This is a genomic window from Streptomyces sp. NPDC002276 (assembly GCF_053891435.1).
In genome coordinates this window covers 35,371-56,341 of the sequence record NZ_JBSFCQ010000019.1, presented here as the reverse complement: position 1 = coordinate 56,341, position 20,971 = coordinate 35,371, and the positions used below count along the sequence as shown (strand labels likewise).

Here is a 20,971-nt window from a genome sequence, read left to right as displayed (position 1 = left end):
CCGCAGGCCCGCCGCAGGCCGGAGGTGCGACGGTGGAGGGACCGTCCGCGCCGTCCGTCCGGGGAGTCACCGTGACCTGTTACGACCGACAAGATCTGGGCCTGCTGCTGCTCCGGCTGGGTACCGGCGGTGTGCTGGCCGCGCACGGTTCGCAGAAGCTGTTCGGCTGGTTCGGCGGGGGCGGGATCGAGGGCACCGGCGCGGCCATGGAGGCGATGGGCTACTCCCCCGGCAGGCGCAGCGCCACGATGGCGGGCCTCGCGGAGGCGGGCGGCGGCGCGCTCCTCGCGATGGGTCTGGCGACCCCGGCGGCGGGCGCGGCGGCGGCCGGTGCGATGGCGGGCGCGACCGCCGTGCACGCGCCCAACGGGTTCTTCGCGGCGGGCGGCGGCTACGAGTACGCGGCCTCCCTCGCCCTGACCGCGGCCGGCCTCGCGATCACAGGGCCGGGCCGTATCTCCCTGGACCACACGCTCGGCCACGCCGTCAACCGGAACTGGATGGTCCCGGCGGCCCTCGCGGTGACCGGGGCGGCGACGGCCGTGGTGGTCGGGATGCGCAACCGACGGGTGCGGGAGTCGAAGTCGGCGGAGTTCGGGCAGGAGACGCTGTTCGACGAGTAGGGAACCGATGGCAGGCTGGACGCATGAATGATCAGAAGGACCAGCCCACCGCGCTCTGGACCGGTATCGAGGACCTCTGGACCTGGGTGGACACGAACCGTCCCCTCGACGGCCGGGAGGGGCTCCTCCTGCGCATCCTGAAACTGTCCGAGGAGGTCGGCGAGGTCTCCGAGGCGGTGATCGGGGTGACCGGTCAGAACCCGCGCAAGGGCGTCACCCACACCTGGGACGACGTCCAGGCCGAACTGTGCGACGTCGTCATCACCGCGCTGATCGCGCTGCGCACCCTCACCCCCGACACGCAGGAGGTCTTCACCCGTCACCTGGCCCGGGTCATGGACCGCTCCCTCGGCCCGTCCGCCGTTGTTCACCCTCAGGACCTGCCCGCGCCGCGCCAAGTTGGTGACATCCACTGAGCCTTCTCGTCGACACCGAGCCGACGAAGGGGTCCCAGTGCAGGACTACGTTTTCTCCAGCGGGCGCAGGACGGTCGCCGTGGCGGGCACCTGCCTCGCCCTCGCCGCCCTCGGCCTGAGCTTCGACACCCAGGCGCACGCGGCGAGTTACGGCACACCGACGATCTCCCTCTCGGCCACCTACCTCTCGGGCGCGGTGGGCGGCGTCGGCGATCCGACGGTCCAGGTGACGGTCGCTCAGAGCGGCGCGGACGTCAGCGCGTTGACGGTCGCGGCGAGCAAGAGCAGCAAGACGTCCGTGGCGCCGACGAGCGCGGTGACCGTCACCGGCACCGGCGCCACCCGCCAACTCGCCGTGGCGGCAGCCGCGCAGGGCTACACCGACCTGACCGTGAAGGTCACGGGCCTCGGCGGCAAGACGGCCACCAAGACCCTCCACTACGCGGCCTCGGCGTCGGTCCAACAGCCCGCCGACACCCGCTACTTGACCGGCTCCAGCGACGCCTCCGCCGCGGTCGACGTGGGCGGCGGCTACGTCGTCGTAGCGGATGACGAGTCCAACGTCCTGCGCCTGTACGACCGTTCGGCATCCGGCGCTCCGCTGAAGACCTGGGACTTCAGCGACGACATCGACGTGTCCAAGGAGATCGACATCGAGGGCGCGGCCCGCGTCGGCGACACGATCTACTGGACAGGATCGCTCGGCAACAACAAGGACGGCGAGTACAAGGCGGCCCGCAACACGGTCTTCACCACCAAGGTGACCGGCACCGGCGCCAACACCGTGCTCTCCTACGGCAGTTCGTACGGCAAGCTGCGCGACAACCTGGTCGCGTGGGACAAGGCGAACGGCAACAAGTACGGCTTCGCCGCGGGCACGGCGGACGGCGAGATCCCCAAGGAGATCGACGGATTCAACGTGGAGGGCCTGGAGTTCGCGCCCGGCTCGACGACCACGGCGTACATCGGCTTCCGCGCGCCGCTGGCCCCGGCGGTCGCGGGCGGCAAGGCGCTCCTCGTGCCGGTCACCAACATCGACAAGGTGGTCGCGAACGGCACGGCGGCGACCTTCGGCACGCCGGTCGAACTGGACCTCGGCGGCCTGTCCGTGCGCGACATCCGCAAGAACACGGCGAACCAGTACCTGATCGTCGCCGGTTCCTGGGCCGCCGACGACAACTCCGACCCGTACGCCCTCTACTCCTGGACCGGCAACGCGGCCGACAAGCCGGTCAAACTGCGTGACCTGCCGACCACGGACCCGGGCGCCTGGGAGGCGGTCGTCGACGTACCGGACCTGACGGTGGCGGGCGCCCGCGCCCAGCTGATCACCGACGACGGCGCGGCCGACCTGTACGGCGACGGCACCGAGGCGAAGGACCTCACGCACCCGGAGTGGCAGAAGTCCCGCTCGACCTGGTTCACGGTCACCGGCTGACGGGCGAAGCCTTCCCATGCCGCGCGCCCGGTCGGGAGGCCGGGCGCGCGGCACCCTGGCACCCTGGTCCTCGACAACACCGTCGAGGACGAAAGCCGAGTCATGACCACCGAGAAGCTCACCGTAGGCGTCCTGGGCACCGGCATCATGGGCGCCGCGATGGCCCGCAACCTCGCCCGCGCCGGACACACCGTCCACGCCTGGAACCGCACCCGCGCCAAGGCCGAACCGCTGGCCGACGACGGCGCGCACGTCACCGACACCGTGGCGGAGGCCGTGCGCGACGCGGACGTGATCCTCACCATGCTCTACGACGGCGACACCGTCCTCGACGTGATGCGCGAGGCGGCGCCCGTCCTGCGCCCCGGCGCCGCGTGGATCCAGTCGACGACCTCGGGCCTCGAATCGGTGGCCGAACTGGCCGCGTTCGCCGGCCGCCACGAACTGGTCTTCTACGACGCCCCCGTGCTCGGCACCCGCCAGCCCGCCGAGGCCGGTCGGTTGACGGTCCTCGCGGCGGGCCCGGAGTCCGGCCGCGCGACGGTCACCCCGGTCTTCGACGCGGTCGGCGCCCGCACGATGTGGGTCGGCGAGGACGGCGCGGCGGCCACCGCGACCCGCCTGAAGCTGGTCGCCAACAGCTGGGTCCTCGCCGTGACCAACGCGGCGGGCGAGGCCCTGGCCCTCTCCAAGGGCCTGGGCGTGAACCCCCAGAGTTTCCTCGACCTCATCGCCGGCGGCCCCCTCGACATGGGCTACCTGCACGCCAAGTCGGCCGCGATCCTGGGCGACCAACTGACTCCGGCGAGTTTCGCGGTCACGACGGCGGAGAAGGACGCCCGGTTGATCGTGCAGGCGGGCGCGGCGAACGGCGTACGGCTGGATGTGGCGGCGGCGGGCGCGGAACGGTTCGCGCGGGCGGCGGCACAGGGGCACGGCGACGAGGACATGGCGGCGGCGTACTTCGCCAGCTTCGACTGAGCGTCACCATTGCGTCACAGCCCGTACGTCGGCGAAACCCCGGGCGCGACGGGCCTGTCTCTCTCCGCGAGTACCGGTGAGAGCCGGTCCGCACCAAGCGAGTTCGGGGGACGTCATGCAGAGGATCAGCATCCGTGGGGGCGCGGTGGCGGCGGTGGCCGTGGTGGCGGCGACGTTGGGGCTGACGGGGTGTCAGCCGGGGGATGCCGAGTCGGGGTCCGACGTGTCGTCGACGGCGGCACCGACCGCGACCAAGTCAACAGCCACGGCCACGACAACGGCCACGACAACGGCGACGGCCACAGCAACGACCGGCTGTGCGGCCAACTCCCTTGAGGCGAGCGCCTACCAGGCCGCCGACCGGCCGCAGGGCACGGGCACCGGGGCGGCGGTCGTGCGGTTCACGAACACCGGCGCGAAGGCGTGTGTGCTGCGGGGACACCCCACCGTCGCCGGTGCGGCGAACGGGTCGCCGGAACTCAACGTCCCGCTGAAGGTCACGCCCGCCGGTACCGCCTCCCCCGTACAACTGGCCCCCGGCGGCCGGGCCTGGCTGAAGCTGACCTTCGCGCAGGTGCAGGGCGAGGGGGACGGCTACTGCGAGTCGGGGTCGGCGCCGGTGATCTACCCGACGATGGTGATCGGACTGCCCGGCGCCGGGAAACACCAAGTCGCCCTTGACGACGGGCAGTTCGCGGAGTGCGACGGCACGGTGACCGCGACCGCCGTATCGGCGACGCGGCCCTCATGACCGTACGGCTACACCGCTACACCGACTGGCGGTGGTCGCCCGACGCCTCCGCCGCCAGGCCCCGCATGACGTGTTCGAGGAGGGCGAGCAGGACCGACTTCACCGACTCCCGGTCTCGGGCGTCGCACAGGACGAGCGGGATGTCGGGGGCGAGGTCGAGGGCGGTGCGGATCTCCTCGGGGTCCTCCTCGCAGATGCCGTTGAAGCAGTTGACGCCCACGGCGAAGGGGATGCCGCGGTGCTCGAAGAAGTCGACGGACGGGAAACAGTTCTCCAGCCGCCGGGTGTCGGCGAGGACGACCGCGCCGAGCGCGCCGCGGGACAGGTCGTCCCACATGAACCAGAACCGGTCCTGGCCCGGGGCGCCGAAGAGATAGACCACGAGGGCCGAACTCAGCGTGATCCGGCCGAAGTCCATGGCGACCGTGGTCGTCGTCTTCTGCTCGACGCCGGCGAGGTTGTCGATGCCGACGCTGGCCTCGGTGATGAGTTCTTCGGTGCGCAACGGCGTCGTCTCGCTGATCGCGCCGACGAGCGTGGTCTTGCCGACGCCGAAGCCGCCCGCGACGAGGATCTTGGCCGTGGCTGCGTTGGGCGCGACGGTGGTGGCGCGGCGGTCAGATTCTGCGAATGCCATCGATCACTGCCTGGAGGAAACGGGCGTCGGGAGTACCGGCCGCGGTGGGCGGGGAGACGGAGACGAGTTCGTTGTCCAGCAGGTCATCGAGGAGGACCCGGATCACCGCGACGGGCAGATCGAGCCGGGCGGCGACCTCCACGAGTGCCGTAGGGGTGCGGCAGAGCGCGAGCAGCCGGTTCTGTTCGGGCTGGAGACGCTGGTCGCGGGTCGGCGGCCGGACCGTGCTGATCAGGGTGATCAGCTCGATGCCGGAGTGGGCGGTCGGGGTGCGGCCGCCGGTCACCGTGTACGGGCGGACGAGCAGCGCGGGGTCTTCGTCCTCCCAGGGATCTTCCTCCGACCAATGTCTCATTCATGCTCACCCGCGAAGGGCACACCGCTGTACTCCGGGAACCGGGGGGCCGCGCTGAGGAACTGCCCCACCTGCCGTACGACCATGGTCATTTCGTAGCCGACGTTGCCGACGTCGACCTCGGAGGTGGCGAGTACGGCGAGCCGGGCGCCGCCGCCCGCGGTGGTGACGAAGAGAAACAGATCGTCCATCTCGATGACGGTCTGCTGCACCCGGCCGCCGCCGAAGTGACGGCTGGTGCCGAGCGCGAGCGAGTGAACTCCCGAGGAAATGGCGGCGAGTTGCTCGGCGTCCTCCTGGGCGAGCTTCTCGGAGGAACCGACGAGGAGTCCGTCCTCCGACAGGACGATGGCGTGCAGGGTCTGGGGGATCCGCTCGATCAGGTTGTCCAGCAGCCAGGCCAGTCCGCCGTGCGTGGTGTTGGGCGCAGTCATGGGTTGTTCCTTGTCGGACGGGGACGGGTGGGCAGCTGACGCCGCTCGGGCGGGGTGGTGGACCAGTTGGCCGGCGGGAACTCGTCTTGCGGGGCCGCCGGGCGGCCGGGCGCGGAGCTTTCCCTGCCCATCGCCGACGGCCAGGCGGGCATGGGCACTTCCTCCTGGGCACGGGCCCGACGGGTACCGTCCCGGAGCGCGGCGAGCATCGACCGCGCCTGCTCGGGCCGACGTTCCGCCTCCCGCCCCGGACCGTGGTCACCGTCGGCCTCCACGACCCGGTCCCGCAACTGCGGCGCGAGATTGGCCTGCCGCACCCGCCGCGGCAACCGCCCGGAACCGCCCCGGGCACCCGCGCCGGGCAGCCCTCCCGCCCGGGACCCGAGCGAAGCCGCACCTCCACCGGGACGGGACCCACCGGGCAACACACCGCCACCGGGACGGAAACTGACAGAAGCCACGTCTCCGGCACGAAGCCCCGCGGAGAGCGTCTCGCCGGTGTGAGAACCCGCGTACGGCGCGTCCCCCATGTGGGAACTCGCGTACGGCGACTCCCCGGTGTGGGGGGAGCCCACGTACGGCGACTCCCCGGTGTGAGAGCCCCCGGAGGGCGCGTCCCCCGCCTGGGAACCCGGGGACCGCGTCTCCCCGGCGCGAAGACCGGCGGGGGCCGCATCCCCGGCACGAAGGCCGTCGGAGGGCGTCTCCCCCGCGCGGGAACCCGCGGATGCCGCGCTCCCCGTGCGGGACCCCAACGCCCGCATCTCCCCGATGCGGGACCCCTTGGACGGCGGGTTCCCCTCTCGGGAACCCCCGGAGGGCCTGTCCCCTGCGTCTCGGGAACCCCCGGAGGGCCTGTCCCCGGCGCGAGAGCCCACGGAGGGCATGTCACCGGCGGAAGGCCCGACCTCGTGGGAAGGCGCCGCTTCGTAGGAAGACCCGACCTCGTGGGAAGGCGCCTCATAGGTGGGCGCGGTCTCGCGGGACGGTGTGGACTCGTAGGAGGGCGTGTCCTCCTGGGGCGCTGTCGTGGCGGTGACAACGGGGCCCACCGCCGAGGCGTTCCGTGTGCGGCGGGTGCGCATCGGCATGCCGCCCGCCGTCACCCCCGCGCGGGGCGGGCCGCCGACCGGGCCGGTGGGCTGGCCGGGGGCCGGGAACGGTTCGGTGGGGGAACCGGCCACCGACGCCAGGTGGCGTTCCGCGCGGGCGTCCAGCGGGGACGGTATGCCGTCGGCCACCGGCTCGGTGAGGGCCTGCGGGAGTACGACGACGGCGAGCGAGCCGCCGTACGACGAGGCCTGGAGGCTGGCGGTGATGCCGTGGCGCTGGGCCAGGTGGCCGACGGTGAAGAGGCCCAGGCGCGGGTCCTCGCCGAGGGTGGTGAAGCTGAAGTCCTTGGGGTGGTGCAGGAGTTCGTTCGCCGCCGCGTACTCGTCCACCGCGAGGCCGAGCCCCCGGTCCTCGACCTCGACGGCGTACCCCTGTGCCACCGGCAGTGCGCGGACGCGTACTTCGGTGTGCGGCGGGGAGAACGTCACGCCGTTCTCGATGAGTTCGGCCATGAGGTGGATGGTGTCGCCGACCGCGGGGCCCAACACGGCGATGGGCGGGAGGGGTTCGACGACGACCCGGGTGTAGCCCTCGATCTCGGAGACCGCGCTGCGCAGCAGGTCCGCGAGCGGCACCGCGTGCTTCCAGCGGCGCCTGGGGGCCGCGCCGGAGAGCACGGTGAGGCTCTCCGCGTTGCGCCGCATCCGGGTGGCGAGGTGGTCCACGCGGTAGAGGTCGGCGAGGAGTTGGGGGTCCTGCTCCTTGCGTTCCATGGAGTCGATGACCGTGAGCTGACGGTGCACCAGGAGCTGGATGCGGCGGGACATGTTGTGGAAGACGAGCCGCGCGCCCTCGCGCAGCGAGGCCTGTTCCAGGGCGACGCTCACCGCGGTCCGCTGGGCGCTGTTGAAGGCCTCCGCGACCTTGCCCAACTCGTCGGTGCCGTAGTCGAGTTCGGGCAGGTCGTCGAGTTCGGCGCGCTTGCCCTGGGTGCGCAGCCGGGTGATCAGTTCGGGCAGTCGCTCTTCGGCCAGTTCGAGGGTCTCGGTACGCAGGCCGGACATCCGGCCGAGGAGGGAGCGGGTGATGCGCCAGGACAGCAGGGCGACGGCGAGTACGGCGACCAGGGCGACGACACTGCCCCACATCGCCTTGACGAGCACCATGTGGGTCCGGTGCGCGGCGTCCTTGGTGACCTGCGCCAGGAACTGCCCCTCCACGGCCTGCACCGCGGCGGACACCTGCCCCGGGGCAGCCGCTCGGGCAGCCGCTGGGCGCGCCACGTCGATCGTGCCGTCGTGCGCCACGGTCGCCGTGCCGACGGTCGTCTCGAAGGCCGCCATGGCGTCCCCGTTCTGCCCGCCCATGGCCGTCCCGAGTGCCGCCGCCAGATCCGCGGGCAGATACGGTTCGACCTCGTTGGACAGCACGGAACCCCGAACCGCCGCGGCCGAGGCCAGGGCCGCCCGCTCCTGGACACTCAGCTTCCCGGAGGCGGCGACACCGTCGAGGATCGATTCCTCCTGCGTCAGCGCCTCCGTTCCGCGCAGGAACGCCAGAGCGTGGCTGGCGCCGGCCGCGGTGGCCGCGTCGCCGGCGTCCGTGTTCAGCGTCCCGAAGAGGTTCAGCACCGACGTCACGGTGTCGGAGTAGACGGTGTAGGCGTGCTGCCGACTGCCCTTCCCCGCGTCCACCGTGACCCGTTCGGCGGCCAGGTCGGAGAGTTGTCTCCGCACGGTCGCCAACTCGGCCCGGTACTGGGTCGATCCGTCACTTCCGGAAGCGGCGTCCGCCTTGCGGAAACCGGCGAGCACGGCGTCGGTCCGGCGCCGCTGCGCGACCAGCGCGGTGCGGCTGCCGTGTGAGGCCAACAGGCCGACCGTCAGCTGCCGTTCCTTCTGGAACTCCCCGATCGCGGGCACCAGCGCGTAGGTGGTCTTCGCCGGCTGTCCCTCCTGGTTGGCCTTGTGCCACTGGTCGAACAGCGCGTAGGAACCACTGACCCAGAGCAGGACCATCGCCGCCGCGGGCACCACCGCGAGCGTGATGAGCGAGGCACGGATACTGCGCCCGCGGCCGGTACCGGGTGCCTTCTGCGCGGACGTACCCCGGTGTCTGCTCACTTCACCCACCGGTGTCCGACGGCGCGACGATGGAGGCGGGCTGCGGTGAGGAACTGCGACACCGGTGATTTCCTTTCCGGGGTGGCGCGTGACGCATCGAATCGCGGGCATACGTCAACACGCCTGCACAGACTGGGGAGTTGGCGGCGTAGCACGGCACGTACGCCAAAGACGGGCTGCGGTTTCCCGACGGGCGCCCGAGCCCCCCGCGCAGTTGGTCAGTTATGAAACCGAGCCATCCGACCCGGGTCAAGGGACCCCACAAACACTCCAGGCGCAGCCGTTTAGGGCGTTCAGTACACTATGCGCGTAGACAATCCGGCGGCCCGCCCGCCCAACCGGCCGCCCACGAAGACGTTTTGGCTGACTACCCTGGGTGAAGTGCGGGGCAGAGGGCGGCGCGGGTGGCATGGAGGACGCGACGGGAGCGGCGGGGCGGGGCACTTGAGGCCGACTCAAGTGTGACCTAGTTCACAGCATAAACACCGGTCGTGCACACCAACTCCACGGACTTCCGCGGCCGTTGCTCACGCCCGCCCCGGCGCCTCCAGCAAAGCCAGGGTCTGCGCCCCGAGCGATGTCATGCCGTACGTCTCGGCCCCGCGCGCCGCCTCCCGCAGCAGCCGGACCGCGTGCGGCTCGCTGCCCGGACCGCCCGCCCGGCGCGTCGCGCGGGCCTGGGCCAGGCGGAGGCGGGCGAGTTCGGGCTGCGAGGAGCGGGCCGGGACCGCCGCCTGCCGGAAGCGGTCGAGTGCGGTCTCCGGCTCCCCCGCCGCCAGCGCCAGCAGCCCGCTGGCCCGGGCCGTCGGGCCGACCAGGACGCTGGGCCAGCCGCCCAGGGCGATCTGCGGCCCGTTGTCGTGCGGCGCGAGGCGCGCCCGCAGCGGGGGCACCGCCTGCGCCAACTCGGCCTCGAATCCGCCTTCGAGGTCCAGCGACCCGCAGACCTCCGCCAGCAGGACCAGCGCGGGCACCGCCCAGCCCGACGGCGGGAACCGGTCGACGTCGGCGACACAGCCGAGGAACAGGTCGGCCCCCTCGGCGTGCTGCCCGGTCTCGCACAGGGCGAGGGCCAGCCCGGCCCGCCAGACGGGGAAGTAGGCGTGGCGCTCGACGTCACCGGCCAGATCGGAGGTGAACAGCTCGTGCAGGCGGCCCTGTTGGCGCAGCAGCCAGTAGGCCTGGCCGAGCCGGGTCTGCGTCAGGTTGTCCGCGGGTACGGCGTAGTCGGCGCGGAGGAGTTCGATGAACTTCAGGGACTCCACGAAGATCCACTCGGCGGCGGCGTCGAACCGGCCGTGCCAGAGGTCGAGCAGGGCGTCGAGGGTGTACCGCTGCCAGAGGGCCAACGCGCTCTGGGTGTCCGCCGCGTGCTTGCGGTACTGGTTGGCGGTGGCCAGGGCGCTGAAGATACGGCCGTTGCGCAACTGGTCGATGGCGACGGCCATGAGCGCCTCACCGCGGAAGTACGTCGAGTCGTGCCGGGCCGCGGCCTCGCGCAGCCGCTCGGAGAGATCCAGTGACTCGGGCGCGCCCATGAAGTCGTAGCGTGCCCACCGGCATTCGGTGAGGACCTCGCAGCGCACCTCGTCGTCGCCGTCGTCGGGTAATCGGCGCAGCGCGTCCTCGGCGAGCCGGGCGCCCTCGGCGGGACCGGCGAGCCCCGCCGCGGTGTCCTGGCTGACCGCCAGGGCCATCTTCTTCGCCAGATGGGCTTCGAGCCGTAGCCGCAGCCCCGCGGCCTCGGGGCCGCCGTCGCCCTCCAGCGCGGCCAGGCACCCCTTGATCGACTGGATCAGCTCACGGTCGACCTGCCCGGGGTCGGACCAGCGGCGCGCCAGCCTGATCACGGCCTCGGCCTGTGCCCTCGGGTCCCCGGCGGCGCCGCGATAGGCGGCGGTGTAGTGCCGTTCGGCCTCCCGCATCTCGCCCGCGGCATGGCTGAGATCACCGCGCCGCAACAGCCGTAGGAACTCGGCCCGTTCGAGCGTGGGGGCCGAACGCCCGTCCTTCCCTGGGGACTTGACCAGTCGGACGGTCTCCCCGCGAACGGCCCTCGGCGGTGCGTCGGAGCCGGATGGTGGCACCAGGCCTGCCAACGCACCCTTGGCGCCCAGGACTTCGTCGCACAGCTGGGCCAGCTCCAGGGACGCCCTGCGGCGTCCGTTCTCGACCCGGCTGAGGAAACTGCGGCTGCAGTACACCTTGCCGGCCAGTTCGCTCAGCGACATACCGGCCGCGATGCGGCGCCGGCGCAACTCCGCGCCGAATCCGTCGTGCTCGATGACCATCCCCCCAACAACACGCCGGCCGACCGGTGTTGCCAAATACCCGCTGGCAACACCCGACCCCTGCGGACCGGCACGATTACCGACGAAGCTGTCTGTGCCGGGAGCCTACCGGGCACAGGGGCGTGCCTATTGGCGGAACAGGAGCACTGGTCATGCCTTCGGGCGAACCTGCGGCATCGACTGGGGGTCGATATGCCGGAGGCACTCGATCGCAGCACACTCACCACGTGCTCCGCCCGGCACCCAAAGCTGAATGACGACGGGGGGATGGGGGGTCCACGGTCCGGGGCGCGCGGGGGGCGCTCCGGACCCCGGATCCTGTCGTCACGTCAAGGGCCGAGCCGCCCGGTCAGAACCCGGCTGCCCGTGCTGCCGTGTACACCTCGGCGTTCACGTCCTTCAGTTCTTCCGCGTCCCGGGCGGCCCACGAGAGGTCGACCAGGAACTCGTCGAGGCCGATCCCGTCGTACGCCATCAGGTCGCCGACGATCTGCTCGACGTCGCCCTGGAAGGGGCGGCGGTCCGGGCCGTCGTACCGCTTCGCGGTGTAGTCCGGGTTGACGCGAACCACCGTCCGCAGCGGGCGGGTTCGGCCCCGCTCGGCGGCGAGGTCCTGCAACTGGCGCCAGCTCGCGGCCACTTGGGCGGGGCCGTCGGCGTACGGCAGCCAGCCGTCGGCGTGGTCGACCAACCGGCGCATGGACCGCGGGGAGTTGGCCGGGACGAGGATCGGGATCGGGCGGGCCGGCTTCGGCCCGACGACGGCCGAGGCGATCCTCGTGATCCGACCGTTGTTGTAGACCACCGGGTCCGGACCCCACACCGCCCGGCACACCTCGAAGACCTCGTCCATGACCTTGCCGCGCTCCGCGAACGGCCGTACCCCGGCGGCGGCGTACTCGTCGAGGGACCAGCCGCTGCCGAGGCCCGCGACCACCCGGCCGCCACTCGCCGCGTCCAACGTGGCCAGGGACTTGGCCAGTTGGAAGGGGATGTGCAGCGGGGCGACCAGTACAGCGGTGCCCAGTTCGGCCCGCCCGGTGGCCGCCGCCGCGAGGGTCAGCGTGACCAGCGGCTCGGCCACGCCCCGGTAGGCGTCGGGCCACGGCAGGCCGGGGACGCCATAGAGCGGCTGGGTCTGGGGTTCCGGGAACAGGGCGCGTTCGTACACCCAGAGGCTGTCGTATCCGATGGCCTCGGCGGCGCGGGCCACGTCGGGCACGTCCTTGCCGAGGTCGTACTGCCGATTCTGCGGGAGACCGATTCCCAGCCGGGTCGTCATGCCGATGCGTTCCTCTGCGGTCGGTTGCGCGATCAAGTCGGTGTGGTGGCGAAGTGGCCGTTCGTCAGCGGCCGGACAGCAGGCGCGGCATGGCGGTTGCCGAGTCCTCCTGGCCCATCGGGGCGGTGCGTACGGCTGGGGGCACCAGTTCGAGGACCTCGACGCGGGTGTCCGCCGGCTGGACGCGAAGGCTCTCGGTGGAGGAGTGGACGGCGGCCTTGGTGGCGTTGTACGTCGGGGCGACCGGCAGCGGGACGAAGGCCGGTCCGGAGGGGACGGTCATGATCGTCGCCCGCGGCCGGGTGGCGAGGTGTTCGGTCAGCGCGGCCACGAGGCGGATGGTGCCGAGGAGGCTGGTCGCCACCGTCGCTTCCGCCACGGCGAGGAAGTCGGGGTGGTGGAGGAGGTCCTCCGGCAGCATCGTGCCGGCCATCGTCACCAGGACGTCGAGGTCGGGAAAGCGTATGAACAGTTGGGCAGTGACGTCCCGGACGGCGGCCGGGTCGGTGACGTCGAGCGCGGCGGACTCGATGCCGGGGTGCTCCGAGACGAGCTCTTTCAGTCTGTCCTCGCGGCGCCCGGAGACGATGACCCGGTTGCCTGCGGCGTTCAAGGGGTTCCCCACCTGAGGAAGGACGCTTGTTGAAGGACACTGGGACGGGCCGCGGCGGGTGATGCGGGGCCGTGGGGCCGTGGGGCCGGGCATCACTCGCCGCGAGTGGCTCAGTGCTGGTTGACGGCCGAGGCCCAGTCGAAGTTCACGCCCATGTCGGCGTACATCTTCGAGTAGCCGACGAAGCAGTCGAACTTCTCGACCTTGCCGTTCTTCAGGTACCAGAAGTCGGCGGTGGGCGCGTCGACCTTCTGGCCCTTGCCCTTGACGACGCCGCCCGTCGGCGACTGGAGCTGGCCGTCGAACGTGCCCTGGATCGACAGCTCGATGCTGACGGTGTCGCCGTTCACGGTGATGCGCTTGAGGTCACGGTGAACGTTGGAGAAGAGGCTCTTCATGTACGGCAGCACGCTGCCGAGCGCCTCACCCCGGTAGGCGACACCGGGGACCATGTCGTTGAAGACGCCGTCCTTGGCAAAGCTGTTGACGAAGGTCGGGACGTCGATGTGGCTGCCCTCGGCCACGTAGTAGTCGCGCAGGACGATCGCGAGGTTGGTCTTCTCGTGCTTGGTCAGGTGACGGTCGGTGAGCGGCAGCGCCGCGAGCTGACGCGCGGTCAGGGTCGGGGCGGCGTCCTTGTGGTGTGCGGGACTCGCGGCCTGTGACGGCACGGCGGCGATGGAAAGACCACCCAGAACAGCTACCGCGGTCGCGGCGGTGATCGACTTCCGGCTGAGCAGCTTCATGGCGAAGTTCCTTCACGTCTGATCTCGGGATCCGGGAGCCGCACAGCAGCGGTCCCCCTCGCTCTCTTAGTAAATCAAGCGATGGCTTGACTTTATGAACGGCCGGAGCAAGCTGTCAAGCCACTGTTTGAATTGTGTGGCCCGCCGCGCGCCCGCCGGGGCACCCATCAGGCACCCATCACTTGACGATGCAGTCAAACAAATGATTGAGTACATGGCGTGACAAGGGAGAACAAGACGGACCTGCGCCGGGAGGCCGGTCAACGCACACGGGACGGGCTCCAGTCGGCCGCCCTGGAGTTGCTCGCACAACGAGGCCAGGAAGGCGTGACACTCCGCGAGATCACGGATCGCGCCGGGGCCAACGTCGCGGCGGTGAGCTATCACTTCGGGTCGCTCAAGGCACTGTGCGACGCGGCGATCGAACACGCGCTGGAACGGTATCTGGACGCCCAGATGGCGGCGATCGACTCACTCGGCCCCGACGCGGCACTTGAGGAAGTGGCCGCGGCGTTCGCCGGGCCGATGATGCGCGCGTTCGCCGCCGGCGGGCAGGACCTGGCCGTGATGCGAACCGTGGCCCGCATCGGGATCGAGCCGCCCCAGGGGTGGGAACGCCTGACCGGCAAGTTCGAGAAGAGCCGCCGGGACGTGCTGCGGGTACTGGCGCCGAACATCCCCGGGGTCGACGAGGAAGAACTGATCTTCCGTACGCGCTGCGCGGCGGGACTGCTGAACTGGCTCGCCCTGGCGCCCATCGGCACGGAACTGGCGGCGATGTCTGCGGAGCGGTTGGAGCGGCAGTTGGTGCCGGTGGTGGCGGGGGCGTTTCGCGGGAGTGGGCGGTAGCGGCACGTCTGCCACCGCGCTCGTCCGCGGGTTTACGGCCTGCTCGGCTCGGTCAGCCGACCACGTAGTTGAGCTGCTGGTCGCCGCGCGTCACGATCATTGAGGCGACCCTCCCGCGCAGGTCCGCGTTGCTGATCACCGGCTGGGCGCCGGTGCCGTTCGGGTCCGTCGCGTCCGTCGCGTCCGGGCGGACGATGTGCGGCGCAGCGCCGCGGCGGACTTCCGGCGCATGCCACGGTCCGCGTTCAACATCAGGTTGCGGACGGTGCCGAACAGCCACGGCCGCGCGTTGTCGGGCCGTTCGCGCCGACGTCACCACGCGGCGAGGAACGTCTCGCCGTCGACGTTCAGACGGTGAGGACGAGCTTGCCCTGAAGGTGACCGCCGTCGAGCAGTCGGTGCGCGTCGGCCACGCGCTCGAACGGGAACGTCTCCTGCACATGGACCCGGAGCCTGCCCTGTTCGACGAGGTCGACGAGGCCTCGCAGGGCGACCGGATCGGAGTCGACTGCGATGCCGCTGAAGCGCATACCGGCCGCCTCGTACCTGGCGATGAGCGCCGGATCGTCCTCGGCGACCGCCGTCACCAAGTGACCGCCCGGGCGCAGCACTTGGAGCGAGCGCCCGGCGGTTTCGCCGCCGATCGTGTCCAGTACGACGTCGATGTCACGGACCGCCCGGGCGAAGTCGACCGCCGTGTAGTCGATCACCTCGTCGGCGCCGAACCCCTCGACGAACTCCCGCTTGCGCCCGCTCGCGGTCGCGATGACGTACGCGCCGAGCGCCTTCGCGATCTGGACCGCGACATGGCCGACCCCGCCACCACCGCCGTGCACCAGGACCCGGTCGCCCTCGCGCACACCGGCGAGGTCGACCAGTCCCTGCCACGCCGTCAGCCCGACGACCGGCAGAGCCGCCGCCTCGACGTGCGAGAGCGACGCCGGCTTGCGCGCCAGATGCAGCGCCGGCGCCGCCACGACCTCGGCGTACCCGCTCGCCGCCCGCGGGAACAGCGGCATCCCGAACACCTCGTCGCCGGGCCTCAACCGCCATGTCCCCGGCGCCTGTTCGACCACGCCGCTGATGTCCCAGCCCAGGACGAAGGGCGGCGGGCCGAGCAGCGGGAACTCACCGGCACGCAGCCGGGCCTCCAGCGGGTTCAGCCCGATCGCCCTGACCCGGACGAGGACCTCGGTCGGCAGGGGCCGGGGCTCGGGCGCGTCCACGACGGTGAGCACCTCGGGACCGCCGAGGGTCTGCTGGGTGATGACTCGCATGACTGACATGGCTGACATGACTGACATGGCTCTCCTGGTTCGGGAAGGGGGGAGAGCACCAGGCTAGGTTTCCGACAGGAACCGGCAGGTACCTTGGCGCCATGAGCGGTTTCGGTCCCGGCGATCCCTTCCTCGCCGACTGTCCGGCGCGTCTGGCGGTCGAACTCATCGCCGACAAATGGACGGTGGTCGTCCTCTACGGCCTCAGCAGAGGCCCGGTCCGCCACGGCGAACTGATCGAACTCATCGGCGGCATCTCCCGCAAGATGCTCACCCAGACACTCCGACGACTACAGGCGCACGGACTCGTCCGCCGCCACGCCTACGCCGAAGTGCCGCCCCGTGTCGAGTACGAACTCACCCCGCTCGGAGCGACCTTGATCGACCCGATCCACATACTGACCGAGTGGGCGAGGGCCAACGGCGACGCGGTGCTCGACGCACTCGACGCACTCGACGCACTCGACGCCGAACCCGACGGAGGGCCCCGACCGGCACACAAGGCCAGTTCAGAAGGTGCTACTCCTCTCCGGTGAGCCATCCGCGTGTCACGGCCCGAGCACCAGCTTGAAACCGGCTTCGAGCATGCAGTGCCTCCATCAGATCAGCGGCGATCCGGCGTGCTGTGCGAGGTGACACGCCAAGACGCTTCGCTATCGCCTCATCGGTGAAGCCTCGCCCCAGTAGGCGAAGCACTTCCGACTCTTGGCTCGTCAGGCCCTGTTCGTCCCGCTGGCCGGCAGGGCTTCCGAGGGGCCTACTGTTCTCCCAGACCGCTTCGAAGAACGCGCTGAGTGCGACAAGTGCACCGCTGCCGGTGAGGATCATGGCACCGGCGGCGCTGTTGTCGCCGTCCGTGGGCAGGACAGCGAGCTTGCGGTCCAGAAGCATCAGGCGGATGGGCAGAGACGGCGCGGTTCGAACCTGGCCCCCGAGTTCCGTGAGCCACTTCGCGTACTTCAGCGTGGGCGGACTGTTGCGGACACTGTCCAGGTACACCGTCCGCATCTCCACGCCGCGTCTGAGCAACTCGGCATCCTGAGGTCTGGCGGCTTCCATGCTCGCGGCGCTCTGGCCACCGCCCGGGGCCAGCGTCATCACCTCGTTCCGGACCTCACGGCACAGCACGTTGATCCGATCGCGGATCTCGTCGATCCCCTCAAGCTGTTCGACGTCGGCGGAGTGTTTGCGCGGGCGGGACGCCACGAACTCCGCCATCAGTTTCGCGGCGGCAAGTCTGGTCTGTTCGACTCGTTGCTGCTCGGCGGCCAGCCGTTCCTCCTGCCGAGCGACCAGAACCTGCATGCTGACGGCGGGATCCACAGCCCGGAAGCATTGCGGATCATCCATGGCTTGGCGCACCAACGCCAGCTCGCTGAGGCGGTCGAGCGCCTCCCTCAGTGAAGCTTCGGAGATGCCGAGGTGCTCGCGGAGCGTGGCTAAGTCGGCCTGAGGTTGGCCGAGCATGGTGCGGTAGACGTTCTCGGCGGTCTCGTCCAGGCCCAAGGTCTCCAGCACAACAGGCTCCTCCTTCGGGGGACGCGCGATTAACAGATGATCCAACACCAGGTGGCTGTGAACAACGCCGAGGCGACTGGATCTCACGCGGAGATGACCGTTTCCGTCCCCCGCATAAAGCGTCCAAGCGTGCGCCTTGTGACCCTTGTGCCAGTCTCGGAGGGTGAGCGGATGTACCTCATCCACGTCCGCATCAGCACACCGCACGACTTCGTCCCGCCTGATCTGCTGAGCGATCTCTTTCTCGTCCGCGCCGTGCCCGAGGACGCGGTTGACCATGTCAGCGTGCACACCAGGCAGCCGGGCACGGTCACTGTCGGTCTGTTCGTCGCGACGGACTCCCTGTTGAGCGCCGAGAGGATCGCCCTCGAAGTGGCAACGCGGACCGTGAGTACCGAGCCGACCTTGGACGATTGTCGTGTCACGAGTTGTTCGGGCGCCCTGGTCGGTCTGTTCTTCGACCGTGAGGCCGGGGTCGGCGGCGGATGCAATGGACGGACTATGCAACTGCCTGATTAGGTCAGCGACGAGTGCTGACAAATGACAGTCGCGGCGGTGAAGCTGAATTCGTTCACAAGGAACCACTCAGCCTTTCTTCGGTTCCCGCCCATCCATGTGATCACTCCACGGGGGTCCAGTCATGTATCGCACCTGCAAAACCATCACGAAGATCACCCTTTCTCTGAGTCTCGCCACATGCGTTTCAGCCGGAATTGTCGAGGGCACGCAAAATCACGCCTCGGGTTCACCTGTGGCTTCAGCGGCAGGGAACCCGGCGCCCTCTTCCCCTGACACCACAGGCTGGGATTAAGAATCCGCGTGATTCCTGATCCGTCGCGGCAAGGGAGACTCGATTGCTAAAATATCCTCCGGTCCAAATCAGCGGCGGATACCGGCTTGAGGGAAGAGCCGACCTACAGGGTGCGAAAGGGTGCGCCACTCTGCTCTCCGCAGCCATCTTCATTGCAGATGGCCAGGTTTCGCTGACCAATATGCCGTCGATCCTGGACGTCGATGTTGTTGCACAGATAGCGCAAGAAATCGGTCATGGAGCAGTAATCAGTGAACGGCGGTTTGATTTCACCCCGAACTCGCCGAACAAGATTCCGACTATCTCCACACGGCTCGGGCGCCGACTGCGCATAACACCTTCGCTGGCAGGAGCCATTCTGGCCAAGGAGGGGAAAGTGCGGTTTCCCCTCCCCGGCGGCGACGCCTTCTGCCCACGCCCCATCAACCAACACCTCACCGCCATGGAGGCCGCTGGCGCCACCATCGAAAAAGACGGCGCTACCCTGACCGCGCGACTGAACGGCGACCGTCCCACGGCGTTCAAGTTCTCAGCGGGAACCAGGAACGGGCCCAGTCTTGGCGCAACTGTCACAGCACTGCTGTTGGCTTCCCGGGCCCGGGGATCCTCTTTGATCACCGACCCGAGCCCTGAACCCGAAGTCGAGCATGTGGTTGCTTTTCTGCGCGGGTGCGGCATCACAATGCAGCGTCGGTTCGACGGCGCGATCGAGGTCATCGGCGAGCCAACCGTACTGGGCACACAGCACACGCTGCCCCCCGACCGACTTGAGGCGGGAACCCTCGCCATCGCCGCCGTGCTCACCGGCGGTTCGGTGGTCCTCGACGGCTTTCTTCACCAAGATCTGCCGGAAACCTTCTGGTCGCTTTTATATGAGGCCGGCGCAGAGATCACAGTAAATTCAAGCGGATGCTCAGTCACCATGACCGGACGCCCTCAGGACCGTACGCGAGTTCGCCGCATCATCACCGCGCCTCATCCAGGGTTTCCAACCGACCTGCAACCACAAGCCACCGTACTGGCCACGCAAATGGCAGGGATCACGCGTATCCGTGAAGGCGTGCACGAACTCCGATCGAGTCACGTGCAGGGCCTGACCCGTTTCGGGGCGAGCGTGACCGCACAGGGTCGCACCATGACGGTAGCCGGGCCAACGCCTCTTAGGGCTACTAACGTGATCGGCGAGGACATCCGGTGCGTGGTCGCATACATACTTGCGGCCCTTGTGGCAGACGGATGCTCAACGATTCATGGTACCTATCATCTTCGAAGGGGCCACGGCGACCTGATTGGTTCACTGCGATCCCTTGGCGCTGACGCGACGCAACAAGAACAGGGAGTTCCGTCACATGGATGATATGCGTTGGAAAGTACCGGAGAACGGCGCCCTGATCGCACTTTGCGGACTGGACGGATCCGGAAAGACCACGCAGGCCGAGCTGCTGGAAAAGCATCTGGCGGCCAGCAGAACCGTATACCGGACTCGACCAGTTACAGCGCATTTCCGTGACGATCCGACCCTCAATGCCTTTCTTCACGAGCAACTGTCCGAAACCGACATGGTGGACGTAGTACCGGAACTCGTGCTGTTCAGCGCGATGGATCGACTGCGTCACATGCGCACTTCGATGCTGCCGTGGATGCGTGAAGGGGCGGTCGTCATATCGGATCGCTATGTGTACAGCTCGTACGCCTGGATGGTCGCGCGAGGTATCCCAGATCTGGAGTGGGTGGCGCAGCTGAACCGGTATCTCCCTGAACCTCAACTGACGGTCTACCTGGACATACCCGCGGAGTTGGCCGTCGAGCGAATCCGTAGCCGAGGAGACAAGCCTCGATGGGAGGAAATCGACCACGCTCGGATGTCGAGAGTGCGCGAGATCTTCCTGGCACAAGAGTGGGGAAAGAGCCCCAATTACCACGTCTTGGACGGGCAACAGCCGATTCACGTGCTCGCAGAGCACATCAGCCGCCTCACGGACGAGGCACTACGCAAAAGAGACGCTGAACTGGGCGCTACAGGACAGACCGAATCCCTGGAGGACTCGGACATCCGTCGGCTCTGATCTCCCCGCGACCCGCGCCCACCGGATGATCCGGATCATCCGGATCCGTGAGCGCCAAGGCATTCCCATCCTCACGGTCAAGAAAAATAGACCCTGACCTACGAAAACAAAAAGCGGCAGACGAGCCGGGCCGTACGCCGGGTTCTGTTTCCGGGGGGACCTCACGGTCCTCCCGGCGACGGCCATCCATCTAGGACCGGTGTTGCCACCGGCCTCGTGCGGTCTACCCGCGGACTCGGGCGGGCAGCCCTCGAACGTCCGCGCAGAGCACGCTTTTTACGGCGGCGCTCCTTTTGACCTTGCTCCGGGTGGGGTTTACCTAGCTGCCCAGGTCACCCTGGGCACTGGTGGTCTCTTACACCACCGTTTCACCCTTACCGAGGAGCGCCCTCTTTCAAGAGCACAGCCCCGGCGGTCTGTTTTCTGTGGCACTGTCCCGCGGGTCACCCCGGGTGGCCGTTAGCCATCACCCTGCCCTGTGGAGCCCGGACGTTCCTCGGGAAGCTCCCGCTAGGGGCACTCCACGCGGCCGTCCGCCCGGCTCGTCTGCCGTGTCGACCATGCTACCGGGCGGGCACCACCCTTCGAACCGCCGTCCTGCGGACCCGTGCCCTTGCGGCCAGCGCCCTTCTCACCGCTCCCCGCCGTCGCCAGCACCGACCCCGCCAGGATCAGCGTGAACGCCACCCCGATGCCCACTGTCAGGT

The 20,971-nt window shown here is 69.4% G+C and carries 21 protein-coding genes and 1 other RNA gene; 10 read left to right on the top strand and 12 right to left on the bottom strand.

Features of this window, described 5'->3' with window-relative positions:
* Positions 1 to 71 precede the first annotated feature (71 nt).
* The 5 genes from ACWIHT_RS37110 to ACWIHT_RS37090 all read left to right on the top strand — a co-directional run bounded on the left by ACWIHT_RS37110 (position 72) and on the right by ACWIHT_RS37090 (position 4,209).
* Positions 72 to 623: a DoxX family protein gene (locus ACWIHT_RS37110; protein ID WP_456172820.1), complete on the top strand. Its 552-nt coding sequence runs from the start codon at positions 72 to 74 to the stop codon at positions 621 to 623.
* Positions 624 to 646: 23 nt separating this feature from the next.
* Positions 647 to 1,039 carry a MazG-like family protein gene (locus ACWIHT_RS37105; RefSeq protein ID WP_456172819.1) on the top strand — a complete coding sequence of 131 codons (393 nt, stop codon included), beginning with the start codon at positions 647 to 649 and terminating at the stop codon, positions 1,037 to 1,039.
* Positions 1,040 to 1,076: 37 nt separating this feature from the next.
* Positions 1,077 to 2,477, top strand: coding sequence for a hypothetical protein (locus tag ACWIHT_RS37100; protein ID WP_456172817.1), 1,401 nt, complete (start codon positions 1,077 to 1,079; stop codon positions 2,475 to 2,477).
* Between the two features lie 63 nt (positions 2,478 to 2,540).
* A complete protein-coding gene (locus ACWIHT_RS37095; RefSeq protein ID WP_456173009.1) occupies positions 2,541 to 3,458 on the top strand; it encodes an NAD(P)-dependent oxidoreductase in 918 nt (305 codons plus the stop codon).
* A 115-nt stretch (positions 3,459 to 3,573) separates the two neighbouring features.
* Positions 3,574 to 4,209 (top strand): DUF4232 domain-containing protein, encoded by a 636-nt coding sequence (locus tag ACWIHT_RS37090; protein WP_456172815.1) that lies wholly within the window; start codon positions 3,574 to 3,576, stop codon positions 4,207 to 4,209.
* 16 nt (positions 4,210 to 4,225) lie between these two features.
* On the opposite strand, the gene ACWIHT_RS37085 is transcribed toward ACWIHT_RS37090, so the two are convergent.
* The 8 genes from ACWIHT_RS37085 to ACWIHT_RS37050 form a co-directional block, all read right to left on the bottom strand.
* A complete protein-coding gene (locus tag ACWIHT_RS37085) occupies positions 4,226 to 4,846 on the bottom strand; it encodes a GTP-binding protein (RefSeq protein WP_456172814.1) in 621 nt (206 codons plus the stop codon).
* Complete coding sequence (locus ACWIHT_RS37080; protein WP_200714322.1) at positions 4,827 to 5,201, bottom strand: DUF742 domain-containing protein; 375 nt, start codon at positions 5,199 to 5,201, stop codon at positions 4,827 to 4,829. The genes ACWIHT_RS37085 and ACWIHT_RS37080 overlap by 20 nt, the downstream gene beginning before the upstream one ends.
* A complete protein-coding gene (locus ACWIHT_RS37075; protein ID WP_456172812.1) occupies positions 5,198 to 5,635 on the bottom strand; it encodes a roadblock/LC7 domain-containing protein in 438 nt (145 codons plus the stop codon). Before ACWIHT_RS37075 ends, ACWIHT_RS37080 begins: the two co-directional genes overlap by 4 nt.
* A complete protein-coding gene (locus tag ACWIHT_RS37070) occupies positions 5,632 to 8,811 on the bottom strand; it encodes a nitrate- and nitrite sensing domain-containing protein (RefSeq protein WP_456172811.1) in 3,180 nt (1,059 codons plus the stop codon). The genes ACWIHT_RS37075 and ACWIHT_RS37070 overlap by 4 nt, the downstream gene beginning before the upstream one ends.
* A 527-nt stretch (positions 8,812 to 9,338) precedes the next feature.
* Positions 9,339 to 11,102, bottom strand: a complete 1,764-nt coding sequence (locus tag ACWIHT_RS37065) for a helix-turn-helix domain-containing protein (RefSeq protein WP_456172810.1) — start codon at positions 11,100 to 11,102, stop codon at positions 9,339 to 9,341.
* Positions 11,103 to 11,451: 349 nt separating this feature from the next.
* On the bottom strand, positions 11,452 to 12,384 hold the full coding sequence (locus ACWIHT_RS37060) for an LLM class F420-dependent oxidoreductase (RefSeq protein WP_456172809.1): 933 nt from the start codon (positions 12,382 to 12,384) through the stop codon (positions 11,452 to 11,454).
* 64 nt (positions 12,385 to 12,448) lie between these two features.
* The gene (locus tag ACWIHT_RS37055) at positions 12,449 to 12,997 is read right to left on the bottom strand and encodes an SDR family NAD(P)-dependent oxidoreductase (RefSeq protein ID WP_456172807.1); all 549 of its coding nucleotides are present in this window, start codon (positions 12,995 to 12,997) and stop codon (positions 12,449 to 12,451) included.
* 110 nt (positions 12,998 to 13,107) lie between these two features.
* Positions 13,108 to 13,743: a nuclear transport factor 2 family protein gene (locus ACWIHT_RS37050; protein WP_456172805.1), complete on the bottom strand. Its 636-nt coding sequence runs from the start codon at positions 13,741 to 13,743 to the stop codon at positions 13,108 to 13,110.
* A gap of 219 nt (positions 13,744 to 13,962) precedes the next feature.
* Here ACWIHT_RS37050 and ACWIHT_RS37045 point away from each other — a divergent pair, with 219 nt between their 5' ends.
* Positions 13,963 to 14,592 (top strand): TetR/AcrR family transcriptional regulator, encoded by a 630-nt coding sequence (locus ACWIHT_RS37045; RefSeq protein WP_456172803.1) that lies wholly within the window; start codon positions 13,963 to 13,965, stop codon positions 14,590 to 14,592.
* Between the two features lie 52 nt (positions 14,593 to 14,644).
* Here ACWIHT_RS37045 and ACWIHT_RS37040 read toward each other — a convergent pair whose 3' ends face one another.
* Positions 14,645 to 14,872: a hypothetical protein gene (locus ACWIHT_RS37040; protein ID WP_456172802.1), complete on the bottom strand. Its 228-nt coding sequence runs from the start codon at positions 14,870 to 14,872 to the stop codon at positions 14,645 to 14,647.
* 67 nt (positions 14,873 to 14,939) lie between these two features.
* Entirely contained in the window at positions 14,940 to 15,869 is a 930-nt protein-coding gene (locus ACWIHT_RS37035) for an NADP-dependent oxidoreductase (protein WP_456173008.1), read from the bottom strand.
* A 101-nt stretch (positions 15,870 to 15,970) separates the two neighbouring features.
* On the opposite strand from ACWIHT_RS37035, the gene ACWIHT_RS37030 reads away from it, so the two are divergent.
* Positions 15,971 to 16,405, top strand: coding sequence for a winged helix-turn-helix transcriptional regulator (locus tag ACWIHT_RS37030; RefSeq protein ID WP_456172800.1), 435 nt, complete (start codon positions 15,971 to 15,973; stop codon positions 16,403 to 16,405).
* Here ACWIHT_RS37030 and ACWIHT_RS37025 read toward each other — a convergent pair.
* On the bottom strand, positions 16,389 to 17,387 hold the full coding sequence (locus ACWIHT_RS37025; RefSeq protein WP_456172799.1) for a helix-turn-helix domain-containing protein: 999 nt from the start codon (positions 17,385 to 17,387) through the stop codon (positions 16,389 to 16,391). The genes ACWIHT_RS37030 and ACWIHT_RS37025 overlap by 17 nt on opposite strands.
* 171 nt (positions 17,388 to 17,558) lie before the next feature.
* Here ACWIHT_RS37025 and ACWIHT_RS37020 point away from each other — a divergent pair, with 171 nt between their 5' ends.
* From ACWIHT_RS37020 to tmk, 3 genes are all read left to right on the top strand, one after another.
* Positions 17,559 to 17,906 carry a hypothetical protein gene (locus ACWIHT_RS37020; protein WP_456172798.1) on the top strand — a complete coding sequence of 116 codons (348 nt, stop codon included), beginning with the start codon at positions 17,559 to 17,561 and terminating at the stop codon, positions 17,904 to 17,906.
* 335 nt (positions 17,907 to 18,241) lie between these two features.
* On the top strand, positions 18,242 to 19,555 hold the full coding sequence (locus ACWIHT_RS37015; RefSeq protein WP_456172797.1) for a UDP-N-acetylglucosamine 1-carboxyvinyltransferase: 1,314 nt from the start codon (positions 18,242 to 18,244) through the stop codon (positions 19,553 to 19,555).
* Complete coding sequence (tmk, locus tag ACWIHT_RS37010; protein ID WP_456172796.1) at positions 19,548 to 20,264, top strand: dTMP kinase; 717 nt, start codon at positions 19,548 to 19,550, stop codon at positions 20,262 to 20,264. The genes ACWIHT_RS37015 and tmk overlap by 8 nt, the downstream gene beginning before the upstream one ends.
* A gap of 117 nt (positions 20,265 to 20,381) precedes the next feature.
* Here tmk and rnpB read toward each other — a convergent pair.
* An RNA gene (gene rnpB, locus ACWIHT_RS37005) (RNase P RNA component class A) lies at positions 20,382 to 20,809 on the bottom strand.
* Positions 20,810 to 20,971: the final 162 nt, after the last annotated feature.

Bases quoted from the DNA above. Each gene is read 5' to 3' on its own strand.
- ACWIHT_RS37105 (WP_456172819.1), top strand. From the start codon at position 647: ATGAATGATCAGAAGGACCAGCCCACCGCGCTCTGGACCGGTATCGAG.
- ACWIHT_RS37090 (WP_456172815.1), top strand. From the start codon at position 3,574: ATGCAGAGGATCAGCATCCGTGGGGGCGCGGTGGCGGCGGTGGCCGTG.
- ACWIHT_RS37085 (WP_456172814.1), bottom strand. From the start codon at position 4,846: ATGGCATTCGCAGAATCTGACCGCCGCGCCACCACCGTCGCGCCCAAC.
- ACWIHT_RS37080 (WP_200714322.1), bottom strand. From the start codon at position 5,201: ATGAGACATTGGTCGGAGGAAGATCCCTGGGAGGACGAAGACCCCGCG.
- ACWIHT_RS37075 (WP_456172812.1), bottom strand. From the start codon at position 5,635: ATGACTGCGCCCAACACCACGCACGGCGGACTGGCCTGGCTGCTGGAC.
- ACWIHT_RS37065 (WP_456172810.1), bottom strand. From the start codon at position 11,102: ATGGTCATCGAGCACGACGGATTCGGCGCGGAGTTGCGCCGGCGCCGC.
- ACWIHT_RS37060 (WP_456172809.1), bottom strand. From the start codon at position 12,384: ATGACGACCCGGCTGGGAATCGGTCTCCCGCAGAATCGGCAGTACGAC.
- ACWIHT_RS37050 (WP_456172805.1), bottom strand. From the start codon at position 13,743: ATGAAGCTGCTCAGCCGGAAGTCGATCACCGCCGCGACCGCGGTAGCT.
- ACWIHT_RS37035 (WP_456173008.1), bottom strand. From the start codon at position 15,869: ATGCGAGTCATCACCCAGCAGACCCTCGGCGGTCCCGAGGTGCTCACC.
- ACWIHT_RS37030 (WP_456172800.1), top strand. From the start codon at position 15,971: ATGAGCGGTTTCGGTCCCGGCGATCCCTTCCTCGCCGACTGTCCGGCG.
- ACWIHT_RS37020 (WP_456172798.1), top strand. From the start codon at position 17,559: ATGTACCTCATCCACGTCCGCATCAGCACACCGCACGACTTCGTCCCG.
- tmk (WP_456172796.1), top strand. From the start codon at position 19,548: ATGGATGATATGCGTTGGAAAGTACCGGAGAACGGCGCCCTGATCGCA.